This is a genomic window from Paenibacillus sinopodophylli (assembly GCF_005930355.1).
GTDB classification, from domain to species: Bacteria; Bacillota; Bacilli; order Paenibacillales; family Paenibacillaceae; genus Pristimantibacillus; species Pristimantibacillus sinopodophylli.
In genome coordinates, this window is sequence record NZ_VDBO01000001.1 from 193,278 (window position 1) to 212,394 (window position 19,117).

At 45.1% G+C, this 19,117-nt stretch carries 13 protein-coding genes; 10 read left to right on the forward strand and 3 right to left on the reverse strand.

What is annotated here, in order from left to right:
• The first annotated feature begins 5 nt into the window (after positions 1-5).
• The 6 genes from FGT79_RS00670 (at position 6) to FGT79_RS00695 (ending at position 11,207) form a co-directional block, all read left to right on the forward strand.
• Positions 6-1,661, forward strand: a complete 1,656-nt coding sequence (locus tag FGT79_RS00670; RefSeq protein ID WP_138750875.1) for an extracellular solute-binding protein — start codon at positions 6-8, stop codon at positions 1,659-1,661.
• A gap of 186 nt (positions 1,662-1,847) precedes the next feature.
• Positions 1,848-3,545: an extracellular solute-binding protein gene (locus FGT79_RS00675; RefSeq protein ID WP_138750876.1), complete on the forward strand. Its 1,698-nt coding sequence runs from the start codon at positions 1,848-1,850 to the stop codon at positions 3,543-3,545.
• A gap of 118 nt (positions 3,546-3,663) precedes the next feature.
• Positions 3,664-4,524, forward strand: a complete 861-nt coding sequence (locus FGT79_RS00680) for an ABC transporter permease (protein WP_342778447.1) — start codon at positions 3,664-3,666, stop codon at positions 4,522-4,524.
• Positions 4,525-4,545: 21 nt separating this feature from the next.
• The gene (locus tag FGT79_RS00685; protein ID WP_138752868.1) at positions 4,546-5,430 is read left to right on the forward strand and encodes a carbohydrate ABC transporter permease; all 885 of its coding nucleotides are present in this window, start codon (positions 4,546-4,548) and stop codon (positions 5,428-5,430) included.
• 27 nt (positions 5,431-5,457) lie between these two features.
• Complete coding sequence (locus tag FGT79_RS00690; RefSeq protein WP_138750878.1) at positions 5,458-8,538, forward strand: glycosyl hydrolase; 3,081 nt, start codon at positions 5,458-5,460, stop codon at positions 8,536-8,538.
• 11 nt (positions 8,539-8,549) lie between these two features.
• The gene (locus FGT79_RS00695) at positions 8,550-11,207 is read left to right on the forward strand and encodes a family 78 glycoside hydrolase catalytic domain (RefSeq protein ID WP_138750879.1); all 2,658 of its coding nucleotides are present in this window, start codon (positions 8,550-8,552) and stop codon (positions 11,205-11,207) included.
• 349 nt (positions 11,208-11,556) lie between these two features.
• On the opposite strand, the gene FGT79_RS00700 is transcribed toward FGT79_RS00695, so the two are convergent.
• On the reverse strand, positions 11,557-12,360 hold the full coding sequence (locus FGT79_RS00700) for a helix-turn-helix domain-containing protein (protein ID WP_138750880.1): 804 nt from the start codon (positions 12,358-12,360) through the stop codon (positions 11,557-11,559).
• 237 nt (positions 12,361-12,597) lie between these two features.
• Between FGT79_RS00700 and FGT79_RS00705 the strand changes: the two genes are divergently transcribed.
• A complete protein-coding gene (locus tag FGT79_RS00705) occupies positions 12,598-13,509 on the forward strand; it encodes a family 43 glycosylhydrolase (RefSeq protein ID WP_138750881.1) in 912 nt (303 codons plus the stop codon).
• Positions 13,502-15,889, forward strand: coding sequence for an alpha-L-arabinofuranosidase C-terminal domain-containing protein (locus FGT79_RS00710; protein WP_138750882.1), 2,388 nt, complete (start codon positions 13,502-13,504; stop codon positions 15,887-15,889). The genes FGT79_RS00705 and FGT79_RS00710 overlap by 8 nt, the downstream gene beginning before the upstream one ends.
• Before the next feature lie 99 nt (positions 15,890-15,988).
• On the opposite strand, the gene FGT79_RS00715 is transcribed toward FGT79_RS00710, so the two are convergent.
• Together FGT79_RS00715 and FGT79_RS00720 are read right to left on the reverse strand one after the other, a co-directional pair.
• Positions 15,989-16,888, reverse strand: a complete 900-nt coding sequence (locus FGT79_RS00715) for a haloalkane dehalogenase (RefSeq protein ID WP_138750883.1) — start codon at positions 16,886-16,888, stop codon at positions 15,989-15,991.
• A gap of 53 nt (positions 16,889-16,941) precedes the next feature.
• A complete protein-coding gene (locus FGT79_RS00720; RefSeq protein WP_138750884.1) occupies positions 16,942-17,493 on the reverse strand; it encodes a helix-turn-helix domain-containing protein in 552 nt (183 codons plus the stop codon).
• Between the two features lie 164 nt (positions 17,494-17,657).
• Here FGT79_RS00720 and FGT79_RS00725 point away from each other — a divergent pair, with 164 nt between their 5' ends.
• A complete protein-coding gene (locus FGT79_RS00725) occupies positions 17,658-18,320 on the forward strand; it encodes an alpha/beta hydrolase (RefSeq protein ID WP_342778448.1) in 663 nt (220 codons plus the stop codon).
• A 7-nt stretch (positions 18,321-18,327) separates the two neighbouring features.
• Positions 18,328-19,098, forward strand: coding sequence for a DODA-type extradiol aromatic ring-opening family dioxygenase (locus FGT79_RS00730; protein WP_138750885.1), 771 nt, complete (start codon positions 18,328-18,330; stop codon positions 19,096-19,098).
• Positions 19,099-19,117 lie beyond the last annotated feature (19 nt).

Below are 19,117 nucleotides of genomic sequence, written 5' to 3' on the forward strand. Positions count from 1 at the left end.
ATGAATTGGCTAATGTAAATGAAATTCGAGCCTTAGCTACGCTCATGCTGATAATCATGTTCATTGGTTTATCGGCCTGTAGCGGAGACACAGTAACCTTGGATAATAGTGAGGGCGTAAGCGAGAAGCATCATGGAGCTGCTCAGTTTATAACACTGACGACGGGCGTCGCAATAAGTGATGTGATTGCGTCTGATTTTTCGGAAGCGAAGTGGGAGAACAGCGTTTGGATGCAAGCGTACCGTCAAGAGCTGGGCATTGATGTGAAAGCGGCATGGTATACGAAAGGTATGGAAGCAGCCAGACAAAAGGTAAGCGTCGCGATTGCTTCGGGCAAAATTCCTGATGTGATCGCTGTTAACCAGGAACAATTGTCTGCCTTATCCAAAACAGGCTTATACACGGATTTAACGAATATATTCGAGCAATATGCATCACCGCTAACCAAATCAATTATTTTGGGTGATGATCTTCGGGGCTTGGAATCGGCGACCTTCGATGGGAAGCTTATTGCGATTCCAGGGCTCAACTCAGCCATTGACGGTGCTTCCTTCCTGTGGCTTCGAAAGGATTGGTTGGATCAGCTAGGGCTGCAGGTACCTAGCACGACAGCAGAGCTTTATGATGTTATTCGAGCATTCACGCTGCAGGACCCTGATGGCAATGGCAAACAGGACACTGTGGGTCTGTCGCTAAGCAACTCTTTTTTAAATATGGGTTTAGCCGAAGCGATTGGGATATTTAATGCGTTTGATGCGTATCCGAAAATATGGATTGAAGGAAAAGATGGGAAGCTTGTTTATGGCAGTGTGCAGCCGGAAGTGAAGCCTGCACTTGCCTTTCTAAACAAGCTATTTGAAGAAGGACTCATGGAAATGGATTTTGCTGCAAAGGATACCGGCAGAGCAGGCGAGCTTGTGGCTAGCGGGAAGGTTGGCATAATGTTTGGAGCCATGTGGAATGGGATGTACCCGATGCAGCTGACCAAGGATAATGATGCGGATTCCAACTGGAGAGCTTTTCCTATCGTTTCAATGAATGAGCAGCCTGCCCATCCTCAGGTTAAGCTCAATGTAGAGAACTATTATGTGGTAAGAAGCGGATATGCCCACCCGGAGGCGCTACTGAAATTAATTAATTTCTGGACGGAGCTTAATTACGGTGATACAAGCCAAGCTAGATTTGATCATTTTCTTGGGCCTTTGCCTGCTCCAGGGCATCACTATGCAGTGGCGAAGGTATGGAAAGTAGAGAAAAACCTTCAGGCCCATTTGAAAATAATGGAGGTTTTCAAGACAGGTGAACGTTCAATGCTGAACGCTGAAGAAAAAGGCTATTACGATAATATTCTAAAGTATCAGGGAGGAGAAAATGCATATGCCCAATATGAGAAGGTATTTGGCAGTACAGGCTCCTACGCGGTCATGAATGACTATAAGGAGCGAAATTTATTTAAAATGGATGAATTTTATGGAGCGTCAACAAATGCTATGAATACCCTGCTTATAACGGTTGATCAGTTGGTTGAGGAATATTACACAAAGGTAATCATGGGAGTAGAATCAATCGATGGTTTCGATTCCTTTATTGCCAAGCTGAATAAGATTGGTCTTGAGGATGTGACAAGAGAAGTAAATGAGTGGAAATCCCAAAAGAGATAAAGATATCTATAAAACGCAAATGAGAAGCGGCCTTGATATAAGAGGCTAAGCTTCTTTTTTTATGCTCACAATGATTAGAAAGTCGGAAGAGTGCAAGAAATCACGGAATTTTGAAATCGTTTTCTTTTTGCGTGGAGAGTAAGATGATCTTGTAAGTATTCGGCGATAAACAGAGGGGGAGCAAGGATGATGAAGAAAAGAAATGTGTATTCCACAGCAGCAGCCGTACTTTTAAGCGTATCTCTTCTAGCAGGATGCAGCTCGGGTAACGGCAACAATACGGCAAGTAACGAACCATCAGCAAACGGGGGCAACAACGGGTCAGCAGTAGATAATACACCGATTGATCCGACTACAAAGTTCGATCCACCAGTTGAACTTACAGTTGGCGTCATGATTGGTGATCCTATTGCCGACAGTTTTACTGAAGAAAAATGGGAGAACAGTGAATGGATCAAGGCCTATCGCGATGAGCTTGGCATCAATATCAAGCCGCTTTGGTATACCAAAGGCGCAGACGCTGGTAAACAAAAAATAAGCGTAGCGATTGCTTCAGGTGATATTCCAGATTTGCTTGCCGTAAGCCAAGAGCAGTTGGCAACGCTATCCAAGACGGATATGTATGAGGATTTAACGAAATTCTATGATCAATACTCAACGCCGCTTACCAAGGAAATTATTACAGAGGAAGGCAATTCTGCTTTGGAATCGGCAACTTTCGGCGGCAAGCTAATTGCTATTCCGGGAACAAATTCAGCCATCGATGGCGCAGCCTTTTTATGGGCCCGTCAAGACTGGCTGGATAAGCTGGGCTTGGAGGTTCCGAAAACGACTGACGAGCTTTACAACGTAATGAAAGCATTTGTTGAGCAGGATCCAGACGGTAATGGCAAGAAGGATACGGTTGGCATGATGCTGAACAAAGATTTCTTAATGCCAGGGGTAGCCGAAGCAATTGGTATCTTCAATGCTTTTGATGCTTATCCAAAAGCTTGGGTTCGGGGAGTTGACGGCAAGCTTGTATACGGAAGCGCACAGCCGGAAGTGAAGGACGCGCTTGTGTATTTGAATAAGCTGTACAAAGAAGGGTTGATAGAAAAGGATTTTGGAGCAAAGGATTCGAGCAAAGCTGCTGAACTTGCCGCTTCGGGCAGGGTCGGTATAAATATGGGAGCGATGTGGAATGGGATGTTCCCACTGCAGCAAACGATCGATAATTTTCCAGATGCCAACTGGCTTGCTCATCCAATTGTTTCAAAGGATGACCAGCCCGCTAATCCTCAAATTAAACTGAATGTGGAAAACTACTTTGTTGTACGCAAAGGGTATGAGCATCCAGAAGCGATTATGAAGCTGCTTAATTTCTGGACGGACTTAAATTACGGGGATACAACGCAAGCGGAGTTTGATAAATTCATGGGACCTGAGCCTGCTCCTGGTCATCACTATGCGGTAGCTAAAGCATGGAAAGCACAAAAAAACTTGCAGGCACACCTCAAAATTGTTGAGGCATTCAAAACAGGCGACGTCACTAAGCTCAATGCTGAGGAAAAAGGCTACTACGATAACATTGAGAAGTTTAAAGCTGGTGACAACGCGAATGCTCAATTCGAGAAGGTATTTGGCGAGACGGGTTCTTTCAAATCCATGAATAGTTATGTGGAAAACAATTTGTTTAAAATGGATGAGTTTTATGGTGCTTCTACAGATGCTATGAAGAATCGATTGAAAACCGTTGAGCAAGCGGTCGTCGAGTACTATACAAAAGTGATTATGGGCTCAGATTCGGTAGAAAACTTTGATAAATTCGTTACTCAGCTGAATAAGCTTGGACTAGCAGAAGTGACGAAGGAAGTTAATGATTGGGACGCAGCCAAGAAGTAAAGCAAGACGGAGGGACCGCTCTAGTCCCTCCTTATTTTATAGATAGAAGGATGGAGTGTGCGCTACTATGCAAACGAAAGGAATCCGTAAACGCCGGTTTTCCACCGGAGCTTATCATATGATGCTTCTACCAGCGGTAATCCTTGTGCTTATTTACAGCTATGGGCCTATCATGGGCATTGCCATTGCATTTCAGGATTTTGTTCCTTCCCGCGGCTGGTTTGGTTCGGAGTGGATTGGGCTAGACAACTTTAAGTATGTGTTCGGAATGCCGGATACGATGAAGGTAATCGGCAATACGTTGCTCATTTCATTTATGAAAATTATTGTCGGCATTATTTTCCCGCTAACGTTAGCGATATTGTTAAACGAAGTGAAAAACGTCGTATTCAAAAGATCGGTACAAACGATTGTCTATATGCCTTACTTTTTATCTTGGATTATTTTATCAGGTATTCTCATCGATATTTTGTCTCCATCAGGAGGCATCGTCAACAATTTCCTTCAATTTCTTGGCATGGAGCCTATTTATTTCCTTGGTGACGGAAGTTGGTTCCGCTTCATTATTGTAGCCTCGCACATTTGGAAAGAGCTGGGATTTGATACGATTGTATATCTTGCAGCTATATTGAGTATCGATAAATCGTTATATGAAGCAGCAGCACTTGACGGTGCAGGTCATATGAAGCAAGCCTGGCATATCACACTGCCTGGTATGAGGCCGATTATCGTGCTGCTAAGTGTACTCAGTCTTGGAAATGTTTTGAATGCCGGCTTCGATCAGGTATTTAATTTATATAGTCCGCAGGTGTACGCCAGTGGGGACATTCTGGATACTTACGTGTTCCGGATTGGGATGGAACAAATGCAATATGGTGTAGCGACCGCAGTCGGATTGTTTAAATCGATCGTTTCACTGATTTTTATCTGTGTATCTTATTTGCTGGCCTACAGAATTGCCAACTATCGCATCTTTTAACGAAATGGAGGTACATGAATGATGATCGAACGGCGAACGCCTTCCAGAGTTTTATTCTTATACGCGAATTATATATTTTTGACACTGTTTTCATTAACCTGCCTCTTTCCAATTCTTCATATGGCAGCCATGTCTCTGAGCAGTAATTCAGCTGTCACAGCCGGTTGGGTGACGATTTGGCCTGTAGGCTTTAATCTGGATTCGTACAAATATATATTCGGTAACCATATCTTTCTTCAAACCGTGCTTGTGTCCTTCGAGCGTTTGTTTCTAGGCGTCTCGATTAGTCTTATTCTCACGGTGCTAGCTGCTTATCCTTTGTCTAAATCGAATTTGAAATTTCGTTCTAGAACGATATATTCTTGGTATTTTGTTGTCACTATGATCTTTAACGGAGGCTTAATTCCGACCTTTATGGTCGTCAAAGAGACAGGACTTATGGATTCCATTTGGGCGCTCGTTATTCCATCCGCCGTCAATGTGTTCAATATCGTGCTCATGCTTAACTTCTTCCGTACGCAGCCGATTGAACTGGAGGAATCAGCTCAAATGGACGGAGCTGGCGTATGGCGAACGCTTTGGAGCATTTATTTGCCGATCTCAAAGCCTTCCTTGGCCACGATCGCATTGTTTACAATCATTTTTCACTGGAATTCCTGGTTTGATGGGATGATTTATATGAATTCGCCTTCCAACTATCCGCTGCAAACGTATTTAAGGACAGTCATTGTCGCTAGAGATTTAACGAATATGAATGGGAGCGATCTGTCTGTAATCGCCAATATTTCCAATCGGACCGTGCTTGCTGCACAGCTGTTTGTCTCCATGCTGCCGGTTCTTTGTATTTATCCATTTTTGCAAAAATATTTTGTTAAAGGTCTTGTTCTCGGAAGCGTGAAAGGGTAGCTAATTTTACAACGATAGAGGTGTAGGATGAAACGGGATGAATTGAAAGCATCATTCCAGAATCCGGGTATCGATTACCGATCGGTACCTTTCTGGGCTTGGAACGATGAGCTGAGGCAGGAGGAATTGGATCGTCAGATTGAAGGGTTTCAGGCGCAGGGGATGGGCGGATTTATGATGCACGTCCGAGAGGGACTCGAGACGCCTTATCTCAGTGAAACATTTATGGATCGTGTAAAAGGGAGCGTTGCCAAAGCAAAGGCAACCGGCATTCAGGCATGGCTGTATGATGAGGACCGCTATTCCTCAGGTATGGGAGGAGGAATGGTTCCGCGGCTTGGCGGCGATGCTGTGCGCGCTAAGGCGTTAGTGCTGCATATTTGCCGTGAGTATCGTCTAGGTGCTGACCTCCGTTTTGTTTATAGAGCCGTCATAAATGGTAATCATCTTCACTCTTTGACACCGTTATCCCTAGATGAGAAAAGCGAGCCACTTCATGATGGGAACGAGATTTATCTAGTGTTCGAGCAGCGGATTGCTGCCAAAAATGACTGGTGCCATGGCGATACGTATACCGATCTGATGAATCCCGAAACGACGCGTTTGTTTATTGAAACCAATTACGAGCCCTATCGCCAAGCAGTTGGAGAAGAGTTCGGTACAACGATTCCTGGCATTTTCACAGATGAGCCAACGGTAAAAGGTTTTTCAGAGCGTTTGAATGACCCAGAGCTGACCTGGATGGCCTGGAGTGAAGTGATGGAGCAAGCCTTTGAGCAACGACGGGGCTATTCAATCGGCCAACTGCTCCCCTTTCTTTTTTTTCAAGGTGAGAGCTCCGCGCAGATCAGACATGATTATTGGCTTACGATAACAGAAACGTTCAGCGAATCGTATACGAAGCAAATTGGCGATTGGTGCACAGAGCAAGGCATCAAGTTCACTGGACATTTTCATTCAGAGAGCAGTTTAATCGGCTCCACCTTAAATAGCGGAGCGGTCATGCCTCATTATAGGTATTTGGACATTCCCGGTGTCGACACGTTATGCGAGCAAACAGATGAGCATCTTACGATGAAGCAGGTATCAAGTGTCGCTAATCAGCTAGGGAAAAAGAGAGTCATAACAGAAACTTATGGCGTGACGGGCTGGGACCTCACCTTTGAGACGCGCAGATGGATTGGCGATTGGCAATTTGCACTGGGTGTTAATGTATTGACGCATCATTTATCCTGGTATTCGCTGCGCGGCTGCCGTAAGCGCGATTATCCGCCATCCTTTAATTATCATACGAACTGGTGGGAGCATAATCGCGGCATGGAGGATTATTATGCCAGATTAAGCGCTGTGCTGAGTGAAGGCAAGCTTACTCGTGATTTATTAGTTATTCATCCCGCTACATCAGTGTGGACGAAGCTGGGGTATGATGTGAAGATAGAAGAATGGAAAAATAGTGCAGGCAACGAGCAAGAGCTTCAAAAATATGACCGTGAATTCAATCAATTCGTCAATCGGCTCGTTGAGCTGCACCATGATTACGATCTTGGCGATGAGCTCATAATGAAGGAATTTGGTAAGGTGGTTGGAGACAGCATCGTTGTAGGAGAGTGCGGGTACAGCTATGTCGTGCTGCCGTCGATAGTGAATTTATTATCCTCCACCGTTGAATTGCTGCTTGCGTTTATGGATAATGGGGGAAAAGTAGCTTCCTATGGAGAAGAGCCTTTGCTAATAGATGGCAAAGAGTCAGGCAAACTGGCTGCGCTGCTGCGTCATGAGCGATATACTCAGGCAGCAGATTTGAAGGAATTGGAGCGGCTACTCGGTAATGAAACGAAACGTTCTATTCGTATTCAGGAGCATGATGGATCGGAAGCTACAACCTTTATTCATATGCACCGTACCCTTGAGGAACAATCGATTGCTTTTATCGTCAATAACGATCGTGAAAGAGGATTTGAGGTTCAAATTGAACTAGAAGGCGGCAGCTACTTGCAGGAGTGGGATGCTTGGACGGGCAAAGTCAAGACGATAGAAACCGAAGTAACAGAGCACGGAGTAAGCTTTCGGGCTTCTTTTGGCCCCACTGATTCGAAGCTGTATGTTTTATTTACTGAACAGCCAGAGGAGGATATCGGCCAGACAAAGGCGCTCCCAGCCAGCAAGTCGGAAATTTATTTGGAGCCAATCGGCTTCGAGCGCACAGCGCCAAATGTGTTGATATTAGATCAATGTCAGTATCGTTTCGGAGATGAGTATTGGTCAGAGACAATGGAAGTCTGGAGAGCACAGCGGCTAATCCGAGAAAAACTCGGGATGCGGCAGGTATTTCATTCCGGAAATTTGCAGCGCTATTTCTGGATTCATGAGCCGCATCCGGGAAATGGGACGCCAGTCTCGCTTCGGTTTACCTTTGTTGTAACCGATTTGCCAAGCAGCGATGTGTTTTTTGTGTTTGAGGATGCGGAGCGCTTTAGCTTTATTCTGAATGGTAAAGAAGTGCGGGTAGAACCTGAGGGCTATTATTTGGATATTAGCATGAAGAAGCTTAGGCTGCCCGCGCTTGTACAAGGGGTAAACAAAATTGACGTACAAATTTCATATCAGAATGATATGGAGCTTGAGAATGGATATCTCATCGGTGACTTTGCTGTAGACGAGCATAGAAAGCTCATGAAGGAGCCAATAAAACTGACCTATGGTGATTGGCGCAGCCAAGGCTATCCTTATTATTGCGGGAGTATGACGTACGTTTATGAGCTGGAATGGCAGTCGAAGCATCTTACAGGATACAGACTGGAGCTAGGTCATTATGAGGCTGTTCTGCTTAATGTGAAGGTGAATGAGGCTGAAGGGAAAATGATTCCTTGGCGAAGCGAAGCGTTCGTCGAGTTGGATAATAGGTTGAAACCTGGCTTGAACGCCATAGCCATTGAAGTCGTAGGCAGTCCACGCAATCTATTTGGTCCGCTCCATCAAGTGGATCCTCAGCCAAGCTGGATGGATTGGTGGTCATTTCACCCAGATGAGGGTGCCTATACGCCCGAGTATCAGGGCAAGCCCTATGGACTTATGGAAAGTCCAAAGCTAAAGTATGATTTAAAGTAATCATTAGGAGAGTGAGCATCATTCGGCCTATCCACTTGCAAATTAAAAACTATGACTCCCCTTTGGCGATTGATACGAATTGTCCAATCTTTGCTTGGCAGCTGGAGAGCGAGAATCGCGGAGAACGGCAAACAAGCTACCGCATTGTGGTTGCTGAAACAGAAGAGGCCTTATCAGAGGAAGCTGAATTATGCTGGGACAGCGGAAAAGTGAGTTCCTCTGAGCAGTTGAATATACGTTACTCGGGGAAACTGCTTCAAAGCCTAACCGTTTATTACTGGAAAGTAGCCGTTTGGAATCAGGCAGACAAGCAGGTATGGAGCGAACAGCAGTTGCTGCTAACAGGCTATCTGAAAGATACGGAATGGAAAGCAAAGTGGATCGGCAGCGGAAGTAAGCAGCCCTTTTATGCCCGTCATGAATTTCAAATCGTAAAGCCTGTCAAACAGGCTTATGCTGTCGTATCCGGATTGGGACATTTCAAGCTATTTATGAACGGCAGCAAAGTAGGCAAGCATGAAATGGACCCCGGTTGGACGAATTATCACAAATCTGTGCAATATGTGTGCTTTGATGTAACGGATCACATCTGCACGGGAACTAATGTTATTGGTTTATCAGTAGGCAATGGCTTCTATGCGGGAGATGCGGGTGGAAGGCATTTCTATACGATAGGTAAAGGTTACGAATCATTCGGAGAGAACCTGCTCGCCATTGGCGAATGGCATATTGAATATGTGGACGGCACCAAAGCGCTCATTCTCACGGATACTGACCACTGGCGTGTTAGAGATAGCGCAACGACGCTTGCGAATGTGTACGGATCTGAAAATTATGATGCAAGACGTTATCCTGTTGGCTGGTATAATGCCCCGTTTGATGCTGCAAAATGGGAACAGGCAGTGGTGTTGGCAGCTCCATTAGGCAGACTGGTCCGCCAAAATCAACCTCCGATAACCGTGGCAAAAATATATGATACCATCGGAATTGAGGAGCCGCTTAATCAGGTCTACGTCTATGATCTTGGACAAAACATGTCTGGCATGTTTGAGATCCATGTGAGCGGGCCGGCAGGCAGCAAAGTGACAATCAAGCCGGGCGAGCTGAGGAACAAGGATAATACGGTTGCAACGCCTTGGGACATTGTTACTTTCTCTGAATACACTCTTGCTGGAACAGGTGATATTGAGGTGTGGAAACCTGATTTTTCCTGCTACGGGGCCAGATGGGTGCAAATCGAAGGCTGCACGCGTGATGGTGCAGACCCTAATAAGCCTGTCATACACGATGTCAAAGGTCACTTTGTCACATCTGCCGCAAAAAATGTTGGCGAATTGGCGGCAGATGATCCGCGGATCACTCAGCTTGCTCAGATTATTATGAAAGCCATTGAGAGTAATTTGCAGAGCGTACATTCGGATTGTCCGACGATTGAGAAGCTGGGCTGGGTAGAGACAGCTAGTCTGATGGGACCCTCCATTATGTACGTTAAGCAGGTGGAAGAGCTCTGGCTAAAAATTACGCGTGATATGATGGAGGCTCAGACAGATGAGGGGCTCATTCCTGATATCGCTCCTGAGTATTCGAGGTTTGAGGATGGGTTTCGTGATTCCATCGCATGGGGAAGCGCGGTCATCTTCGTGCCGGAGCTACTATTTCAGACGTACGGAAATAGTACCGCTATAGAAGAGGCATATCCAGCTATGAAGGCTTATATGGCTTACTTGCATACCAAAGAAATGCATGGCGGATTCATTGGACATGGGCTAGGCGATTGGGGTATTGAGCCTCAGACAGGCGGAGATTATGTTGAGAATGTAGAAACCGCCTTCTATTACGAAGCTTTCCGTTTGATGGCAAAGTATGCTCTAATGCTGGGATATAGTGAGGACCATGTGGATTATAAGGAAGAAGCGAAGCGAATTAAACAGCTTTATAATGAACGGCTGCTTAGGCAAGTGCCTGGAGAGACACGGTACGCCTATTGCAAGCTGAACGGTGAACATGACCCTGAGAATCAGGTCATGCAGGCGATGCCGATTTATTTTGGCATGGTGCCTGATAAGCAGCTCCCAGATATTGAGCACGCTCTGCTTCAGGCGGCAGCCAGTCATCAATTGCGTTCTGGAGAGATCGGACTTCGTTATTTATTTGGTGCATTAGCCAAAATAAATCGCAATGATATCGTATTTGATATGATGATGCAGCCTGAGCACCCGAGCTATATCCGGTTTGTGGAGCAGGGTGAGACGGCGTTGCCGGAATTTTGGACGGATGATTCAAGGTCTCGCAATCATGATATGATGGGTCATATTTTAGAGTGGCTATATAAGCATATGCTCGGTATTTCATCCTTAAAAGACGCTTACAAAGAAATTGCAATCGCGCCGTTTTATTCAGAGAAGTTGCGTTCTGTGCGAGGAAGCTATCATTCCGTAAGAGGCATCATTCAAGTTGATCTCTCACATGGGCAAGATGGCATGAGATTGCAGGTAAGTCTTCCTCCTAATACCTCGGGTCAAGTTAAGATTCGGCTTGTTTCCACGAATACTATGGTACTAGAAGCAGGTACGGTGATGGATTACGAAAGCGTTTGGGAAAATGGCCAACTGTATGGGGTCATCCGAATTTGTTCCGGAAGCTATACATTTTATACTCGGGAAGAATAGTAACAATTAGGAATGCCGCAATAAGAGAGACCGACCGCAGTTATTTTTAGCTGAGCTCGGTCTTTTTGTGATTCACCGTTTATGTTTTGTATTCATAGTGCTTGGAACCGATAGAGGTGGATGCACATATACGCTGTACAAAACAATGTAATGGAGGAGATGTTTTTGTATCAAGGGAATTATTATTGGGGGAAATTCATACCAGATGCGCCATGACTTTAAGCCGATCTGGAGCATCGGATTCCCAGTGAAACCGCCCGAGTACTCTCCAGAGTCATTCCCCGAAAGCTGACCTCAAGAGAGTGCCATCTGCGTCCTAAGCTAGCTTTGAGTAGGAGTAATTTGAATCTTACTTCGAACCGTCAGTAGGCGAACGGTATTTGCGGCGATACTCAGTTGGCGTCAAGTGTACGCTCTTCTTAAATTGTCTCATGAAATGAACCTCATTCTCATATCCGCAGAGCTCTGCGATCGTTTTAATATCATGCGTAGAGTTTTCTAGCTGATGCAGCGCATATTCGAGTCGATTGTGAATGACGTCATTGATGACGGACACACCAAATATTTCCTTGTACAGCTGTTGAAAATGCGATCTGCTCATATTCATGTTTGCCGCAAGCTCATCGATCGCATAAGAAATGGAAGGCGTATTATAGATCATATTACGAAGATTAATAAATTGATCATAATGCTTGCTGATGTGATGGTTGGTGTCAATGCGGCTGCGCATTTCGCTTAGCTTCATAAATAGACATCGAACGGTTGCATCCATAATCTCGCGCATGTAGGAACCATTATGGACTTGCTCGCTTTGAAGCTCGCTTACTTTTCTAGATATATAAAACGGATCATGTGCCGTCATGACCGTATCGAACGGCAGTTGAAGCTGCTGACACAGCGTATCTATTTCATCCGAATCGAAATGGAACCAGTCATGAACCATCGGCTGCTCAATGACTTTGTAGTATTGTTTGCTGCCCCTGCCAAACAGAATATAGCTGTTCTGTTCGGTTATAGCACGTTCCCCTTTCGATTCCACCTCCATTTTGCTGCGGAACAGTACAAATAAATAGTCGCCTGAGCCGAATGGTCGATCTACAGTGAACCCTTCCTCATGTGCAATGTTATATCCGCATCGTTTGATATGAATCATGAAAATCCCTCCGATAATAATGGACAATAAATCAGTTAATACCTATCATACATCATTTACGATGGTGTGATAAAGTTGGAAAATAGGATAGTGTATTATTATTTTTACGGATAATATTTCAGCTATGTGGAAGCGTAGAATTATGGCATCCAGCTAGGCGAAGCATGCAGGGGTTTGGATCAACCGGCCCCCAGTGTGAATACGACAATTGGCTAAAATGATACGGAGGAAAAGGATATGGAAAAGCAGCTGCAACAACCAACTTTGATTGGGAAATGGGCAGACCCGTTCTTGCTTCAAGACGGAGAAACCTATTATTTGTATCCGACGAAAGATAGTGATGGATGGTTATATGAGAAATTTCATGTGTTCCACAGCAAGGACCTCGTTAACTGGGAAGGACCATACTTGGCACTAGATTTGAACGATATCAGTTGGGCGAAGTCGAGAGCTTGGGCGCCTGGCATTAACAAATATAAAGGAAAGTATTATATGTACTTCACTGCTGAGACGCAAATCGGTGTTGCCGTATCTGATTCACCGCTTGGGCCGTTCAAGGATTTGCTTGGTAAGCCATTGATTACGAAGGACGAATATGATTGCCAAAGCATTGATGCTGACCTATTCGTGGATGAGGATGGACAGCCATACTTATTATGGGGCCAAGGCAAGTGCTGGATCGTTCCGTTGGAGGACGATATGGTAACGTTCAAGTCAAAGCCTTTGCTGCTGTCGAATCAACTATACGAGCAACGTGGTCAAGACCCTGAAGTTTTTGATATTGGTGTTTATAATGAAGGACCACATATGCAGAAGATTGACGGAAAATATATGCTTACATGGAGCAATTACGATACCCGTGATCCGAGATACCAAATTTGTTTTGCGACAAGCAGCCATATTTATGGTCCGTATGAATCCCCTGAGGATAATCGTGTTACGAGGCACTCTGACCTTTACAGTGGAACAGGCCATGCGTCTATGGCCAAATATGAAGGTAAATGGTATTTGTGCTATCACCGGCTAATCGACCCTGCTAGTACGGTATTGCGTGAAACTTGCATTAGCAAAATGGAGTTCATCGATGGCAAGCCAGTCGTTAATGTTGATAGCTGGATATCGCTTAATAGTGGAGCTTCCGATGAATAAAATACAAGCAAAACTATCGATTAAGACGAAGCAGCAAGGTGCGGAGCTTGGCGATTTGTTTGGTATTTTTTTCGAGGATCTGAACCATGCAGCTGATGGCGGGCTATATGCGGAGCTTATACGAAACCGTTCGTTTGAGTTTGATCCGATTGATCACCCCGATCTCCATGCACTGACCGCTTGGGAGAAAGTGGAGAGAGGCGGCGGACAGGCAGAGCTTTATATCGAGGATTCACACCCGATGAATGATCGTAATAGACACTATGCCGTTATTAACATTCATAAGCCTGGTGATGGAGTCGGAATCGCAAATACAGGTTTTAATTCGGGAGTTCCGATTCGAGAGGGAGAGCAATATCGATTCTCCTTCTATGCGAGGCGTGAACAGAGCTTGAGCGAATCGGTTCTAATTGCGATTGAAAGCAAGTCAGGCGTCGTTCATGGAGAAGCGACAGTTGTAGTCAGCTCATCTGAATGGAGTCGATACGAGGCTGTTATTACTGCTCGGGAAACGGATTACAGCAGCAGGCTGACGATTACGACAGGTGGGTCGGGCAAGCTTTATGTAGACATGGTATCCTTGTTTCCCGTTCAGACGTTTCTGGGACGTACGAACGGGCTGCGAGAAGATATCGCCATGTTGCTAGCCGAGCTGAAGCCGAAATTTATGCGTTTTCCAGGTGGCTGTCTCGTTCATGATGGTTCTCTGAATGCCGATGACCGCGACTCGATGTACCGTTGGAAAAACACAGTCGGTCCGGTCGAGCAGCGTCCTTCGAGAAGGAACAACTGGCGGTATAATCAGACGCTGGGACTCGGTTATTACGAGTATTTTCAGTTCTGTGAGGACATTGGGGCGAAGCCGATTCCTATTCTGCCAGGCGGTTATGACCCGCATCATAAACGGATCGTCCCGATTGATGAGTTAGGTCCATGGATCGACGATGCACTTGATCTGATTGAATTCGCGAGAGGTGATCTCTCTACCGAATGGGGAGCTATCCGCGGAGAACTTGGTCACCCGGAGCCTTTCGGGCTCGAATATATCGGCATTGGCAACGAGGAGGTCGGCGAACCGTTTTTCGAGCGATACAGCTACTTCCATCAAGCCATTAAGGCGAAGTATCCGGATATAAAAATAATTAATTCCAGCGGACCGTTTGCGGACGGCGGCGAATATGAGCGAGGCTGGGCGTCAGCGAGAGAGAATGGCTCTGATTTGGTAGACGAGCATTACTATCAATCTCCGGAATGGTTTTTAGCGAACTTCGATCGATATGATGGGTTCAAGGCTGATGATCCAAAGGTGTTTCTAGGCGAATACGCTTCATGGGGCAATACCTATTATAATGCAATCGCTGAAGCAGCCTTCATGATTGGCTTGGAGCGTAACGCCCATGCAGTTGAACTAGCTTGTTATGCACCAATGCTCTGCAACGTCGATTATGTAAACTGGAAGCCGGATCTTATCTGGTTCAACAACCACGAAGTATTCGGAACGGCGAACTACTACGTACAACAGTTGTTTATGCATCATCAAGGCGACCGCTTGCTTCAGATTGAAGCGAGCGGCTTAGATAAACCGCAACTCGATGAGAAGAAGCCAATTAATGGTGCAATCGAGCTAAGTGCGAATGCCAGCACTATAAACTTTTCGGATGCACGTATTGTGAACAATGATACAGGTGAAGAGCGGGCATTTGGGGGGTGGACAGCTGAACTTTCGGACACAGAGGAAGCTCGCCTTGAAGGCAAATTGAAGCAATCAGCGCGACTCTGCTATACTGACTGGACGAACTACACGCTTTACCTAACGGCTAAGAGGTTAGATGGTTCGAAAGGATTCGTCGTGTATTTCGGGCATGCGGATGAACAAAACCAATTGTTCTGGGAACTTGGCGGCTGGCAAAATCAAGATTCAGCAATCAGTTCCCGCATTAACGGTCGCAGTTCATGCTTAACCCAATCGTTGTTCACTGTCGAAACGGATGTTAACTATGAACTTGCGCTCGAAGTATCTGGAAGACAGATACGTGGATATATGAATGGTGATCTCATACATGATACGATTGATAAGCTGCCCGTTATCCAGCCGCTATACTTTTCTTCCAGCGCAGATGACGCAACAGAGGACACGATTATCAAGATTGTCAATGTACAAAATATTGCCGTATCTGTGGATATTGCTTTGGAGGATTTGCCAGAGGCTGGAGAACATTTTGTCGAAATGTATGAACTATCAGGTTATTCACTTGAGGATGAGAACAGCTTCGAACAGCCATTGAGGATTGTACCGGTTAAGCGAGAATTCTCGTTTGAGGGAAACAGCTTCCCCCATGCGTTTCCGCAGCACTCTGTTACCGTATTCAGAATGAAATGATCAGCGCAATAAGCTATCAGAAGAGGCTGCATCACCAGGCATTAATAAACCTGGCGGTGCAGCCTCTTTATCTTACTTTAAAAAGCTTTGTTACAGTCATTACAGCTGCTGCATCCAGCGCTGCAATTCTTGTCCAATAACATGGGGATTCTCTTCCAACAAATGATGGAAGCCTTTCCCGATATCAACAAGCGTTAAGTTCTGCAGATGGCTGCGGCACCAGTCAAGTTGAGGCTCGCGTACCGTGCAGCCAGGCGTGGCATAAAACAATAGCTTTGGTATGGTGGAAGCGTGAAGCCACTCGTTGCGTAATTCCACTGCAGCTGCAACCTCAGCGGGATGTCCTTCAATTGGAATCTGATTAGGAAACACCCACATCGGCTTCCGATCTTCCGGATTGCGGAAGGGTTCGCGGTAATACTCATGCTCTTCTGTTGTGATTGATCGATTCATGATTATATTAGTTAAGCCCTCGATAAATACACTCTTATCTCGCATGAACGGCCAACCCTGCTCAGGGTCGCGTAGAGTCTGGAATAAGTCATGTGATTCAGGTGGTGAGAAGTCTGACCATGACGGATTGGGGTATAAAGCTTGTGGTTCAAGCATTACGATCGACTTGACCTGATCGGGGTGATTGCTCGCATAATGCAGCCCAATCGCTGCACCCCAGTCATGTCCAACCAGGACGAAAGAATCAAGATTCAATTGTTCAATGAACGAAGTCACATAATGGACATGCTCAAGAAACGTAAATTCAATATCCGGTTTGTCAGAGCGTCCCATACCGATCAAATCGACAGCGATGCAGCGATTGCTTGTTTGCACATAGGGGATCACATTGCGGAAAGTGTAGGACCAGGTCGGATTTCCATGTAAGAAAATAATAGGCTCACCTTCGCCCACATCGATGTAGTGCAGCCGATGACCGTTAACATTAGTATATTTCGATTCGAACGGGTAATCTTTACCGATCGTCTTCGTGTTTAGATTGGACATCTAGAAGCAGCTCCTTGACATGAATTTGTTATATATTTTGATCTTGGTGCGATTTAGATGAAGTCTTGTCCGTTCTCACTTTCTGTATAAATTGATATGAGGACGATTGCTGTTTCCACACCAATATTGCGTACTAAATGGGGCGTACATGCGTTCCAGCTAAATGAATCGCCTTCTTCGAACTCAGCCTCATCTTCACCCTGCGCAGCGTGTACTTTTCCTTTAATGACAACATGAACCTCTTCGCCTTCATGTGCATGAGGAGCAGCCCCTGTTGAAGCGCCAGGAGGAAACTCTACGAGCATCATTTTAACATTTTTTGTGGAGCTTAGATGCTCGACTTTTAGATGTTCCGGACCAGTTGTGGTCAGTTTTCGCTCATTCTTCCGAACAAAACTCATCCGTTCATCTTTCTTTAAGAGTAAAAAAGGTAAAGGAACATGTAAAGCTTGAGCAATATTTTCCAAAGTTGCTATAGAAGGTGATGTTTTATTCGTTTCAACCTGACTCATGAAGCCTTGAGATAAGCCGGTTGCTTCACATATTTGAGCGATGGTAATATTTTTCCGTTTCCGGATTGTCCGAATCGTTGCACCGATATCCATCTCATACACCTCTCAAATATTAGTAATACAAATGTTATTTACATATTAACAATTTTCATATTGACAGGTCAATGAGACTTACGGTAAATTACTCATATAAAATATATTTTATTATTACTAATATTCGTAAGTGGAAAACAAACTATACTAACTCAGGGAGGTTTATGATGAATCCGATCTACAAATATGAAGTTCACTTGCCTGCAAACCTAGAACCGGGCAAGACATACCCGACTCTATTCACTCTGCATGGCAAAGGCTCGAACGAGAACAATATGTTTGGTCTTGTCAGCCCGTTAGCCGAAGATTTCATCATTATTGGCATTAGGGGCAATTTACCGCTGGGCGCTGGCTATCAGTATTATGATTTGATAAGCCTAGGCAATCCCATTAGGGAAATGTTTGATAATGCGATTGCTGATCTCGAAGCTTTCATTCAGTACGCGACGGATAAGTATCCAATAGACTCGGCTAAAAGGTACCTGCTCGGCTTTAGCCAAGGAGCCATATTGTCTATGACTCTTGCTTTAGTGATGGGTGAACGCTTGAAGGGTATCGTCGCACTAAACGGATACATTCCCGACTTTGTGAAGACGGAGTATTCGATTAAAAGTATGAAGGACGTTTCTGCATTTGTTTCCCATGGCGAATATGATTCGATATTTCCAGTGCGGATTGGCCATGAGACGTCCGCCTACTTGAAGGATCTCATGGATAACCTTACGTTCAAATTATATAAGACCGACCACGGCGTATCGGAAGAGAACCAGCTTGATTTTACAAAGTGGCTGAAAAATGATGCTGAAGTAAACACCAATAAGGAGTGAGAAACCAATGATACCTTCCTACTTTTTTGCACATGGCGCACCGTCTATTGTGCTTGAGGATAATGAATATACACAACTGTTGAAGAAATTTAGTGAAAATACGTCTAGACCAAAAGGGATCGTACTTTTCTCCGCACATTGGGAGGAGACGGTGCAGACGGTCAGCGGTGCTGAAACCTATGAAACAATATATGATTTTGGCGGATTTCAAGAGGAGCTTTACCGAATGACCTATCCAGCTAAAAGTGACCGCTCGCTAGCTGAACAGGTTCAAACCTTATTTAGCAAACAGGGAATTGAGAGTACCCAGAACGAAAGTAGAGGATTGGATCACGGTGCGTGGGCCGTCCTTAAGCTGCTGTATCCAGACGCAGATATTCCAGTCATTGCACTATCCGTTAATCGTAATCTGTCTAATGAACAGCAGTATCAAATCGGTAAAGCATTGGCTGAGCTTCGTGAACAAGATATACTTATCATTGGAAGCGGAGGAACGGTTCATAATTTAAGAAGATTGAACTGGCAGTCGAATGGTACGGAGGAGTGGGCAGAGCAGTTCGACAATTGGCTGCAAAGTAAGCTGGAAGCATGGGATACAGAAGCGCTGTTTCAATATCGTGAGCAGGCTCCATTTGCCCAGGATGCTGTACCGACGAATGAACATTTTATACCGCTTCTTCTCGCAATGGGGACAGGTGATGCCAATCGTAAGGCTGTGCTTCTTCACCGCAGCTATCAATACGGCAATCTGAGCCTAAGCTGCTGGCAATTTAATTAAGATAGGAAAGAGGAAGAAT

What these genes read in the sequence shown, in the direction of transcription:
- FGT79_RS00700 (WP_138750880.1), bottom strand. Translation starts at nt 12,360, where the DNA reads ATGATTCATATCAAACGATGCGGATATAACATTGCACATGAGGAAGGG.
- FGT79_RS00705 (WP_138750881.1), top strand. Translation starts at nt 12,598, where the DNA reads ATGGAAAAGCAGCTGCAACAACCAACTTTGATTGGGAAATGGGCAGAC.
- FGT79_RS00710 (WP_138750882.1), top strand. Translation starts at nt 13,502, where the DNA reads ATGAATAAAATACAAGCAAAACTATCGATTAAGACGAAGCAGCAAGGT.
- FGT79_RS00730 (WP_138750885.1), top strand. Translation starts at nt 18,328, where the DNA reads ATGATACCTTCCTACTTTTTTGCACATGGCGCACCGTCTATTGTGCTT.
- FGT79_RS00715 (WP_138750883.1), bottom strand. Translation starts at nt 16,888, where the DNA reads ATGTCCAATCTAAACACGAAGACGATCGGTAAAGATTACCCGTTCGAA.
- FGT79_RS00680 (WP_342778447.1), top strand. Translation starts at nt 3,664, where the DNA reads ATGATGCTTCTACCAGCGGTAATCCTTGTGCTTATTTACAGCTATGGG.
- FGT79_RS00675 (WP_138750876.1), top strand. Translation starts at nt 1,848, where the DNA reads ATGATGAAGAAAAGAAATGTGTATTCCACAGCAGCAGCCGTACTTTTA.
- FGT79_RS00720 (WP_138750884.1), bottom strand. Translation starts at nt 17,493, where the DNA reads ATGGATATCGGTGCAACGATTCGGACAATCCGGAAACGGAAAAATATT.
- FGT79_RS00725 (WP_342778448.1), top strand. Translation starts at nt 17,658, where the DNA reads ATGATGAATCCGATCTACAAATATGAAGTTCACTTGCCTGCAAACCTA.
- FGT79_RS00690 (WP_138750878.1), top strand. Translation starts at nt 5,458, where the DNA reads ATGAAACGGGATGAATTGAAAGCATCATTCCAGAATCCGGGTATCGAT.
- FGT79_RS00685 (WP_138752868.1), top strand. Translation starts at nt 4,546, where the DNA reads ATGATCGAACGGCGAACGCCTTCCAGAGTTTTATTCTTATACGCGAAT.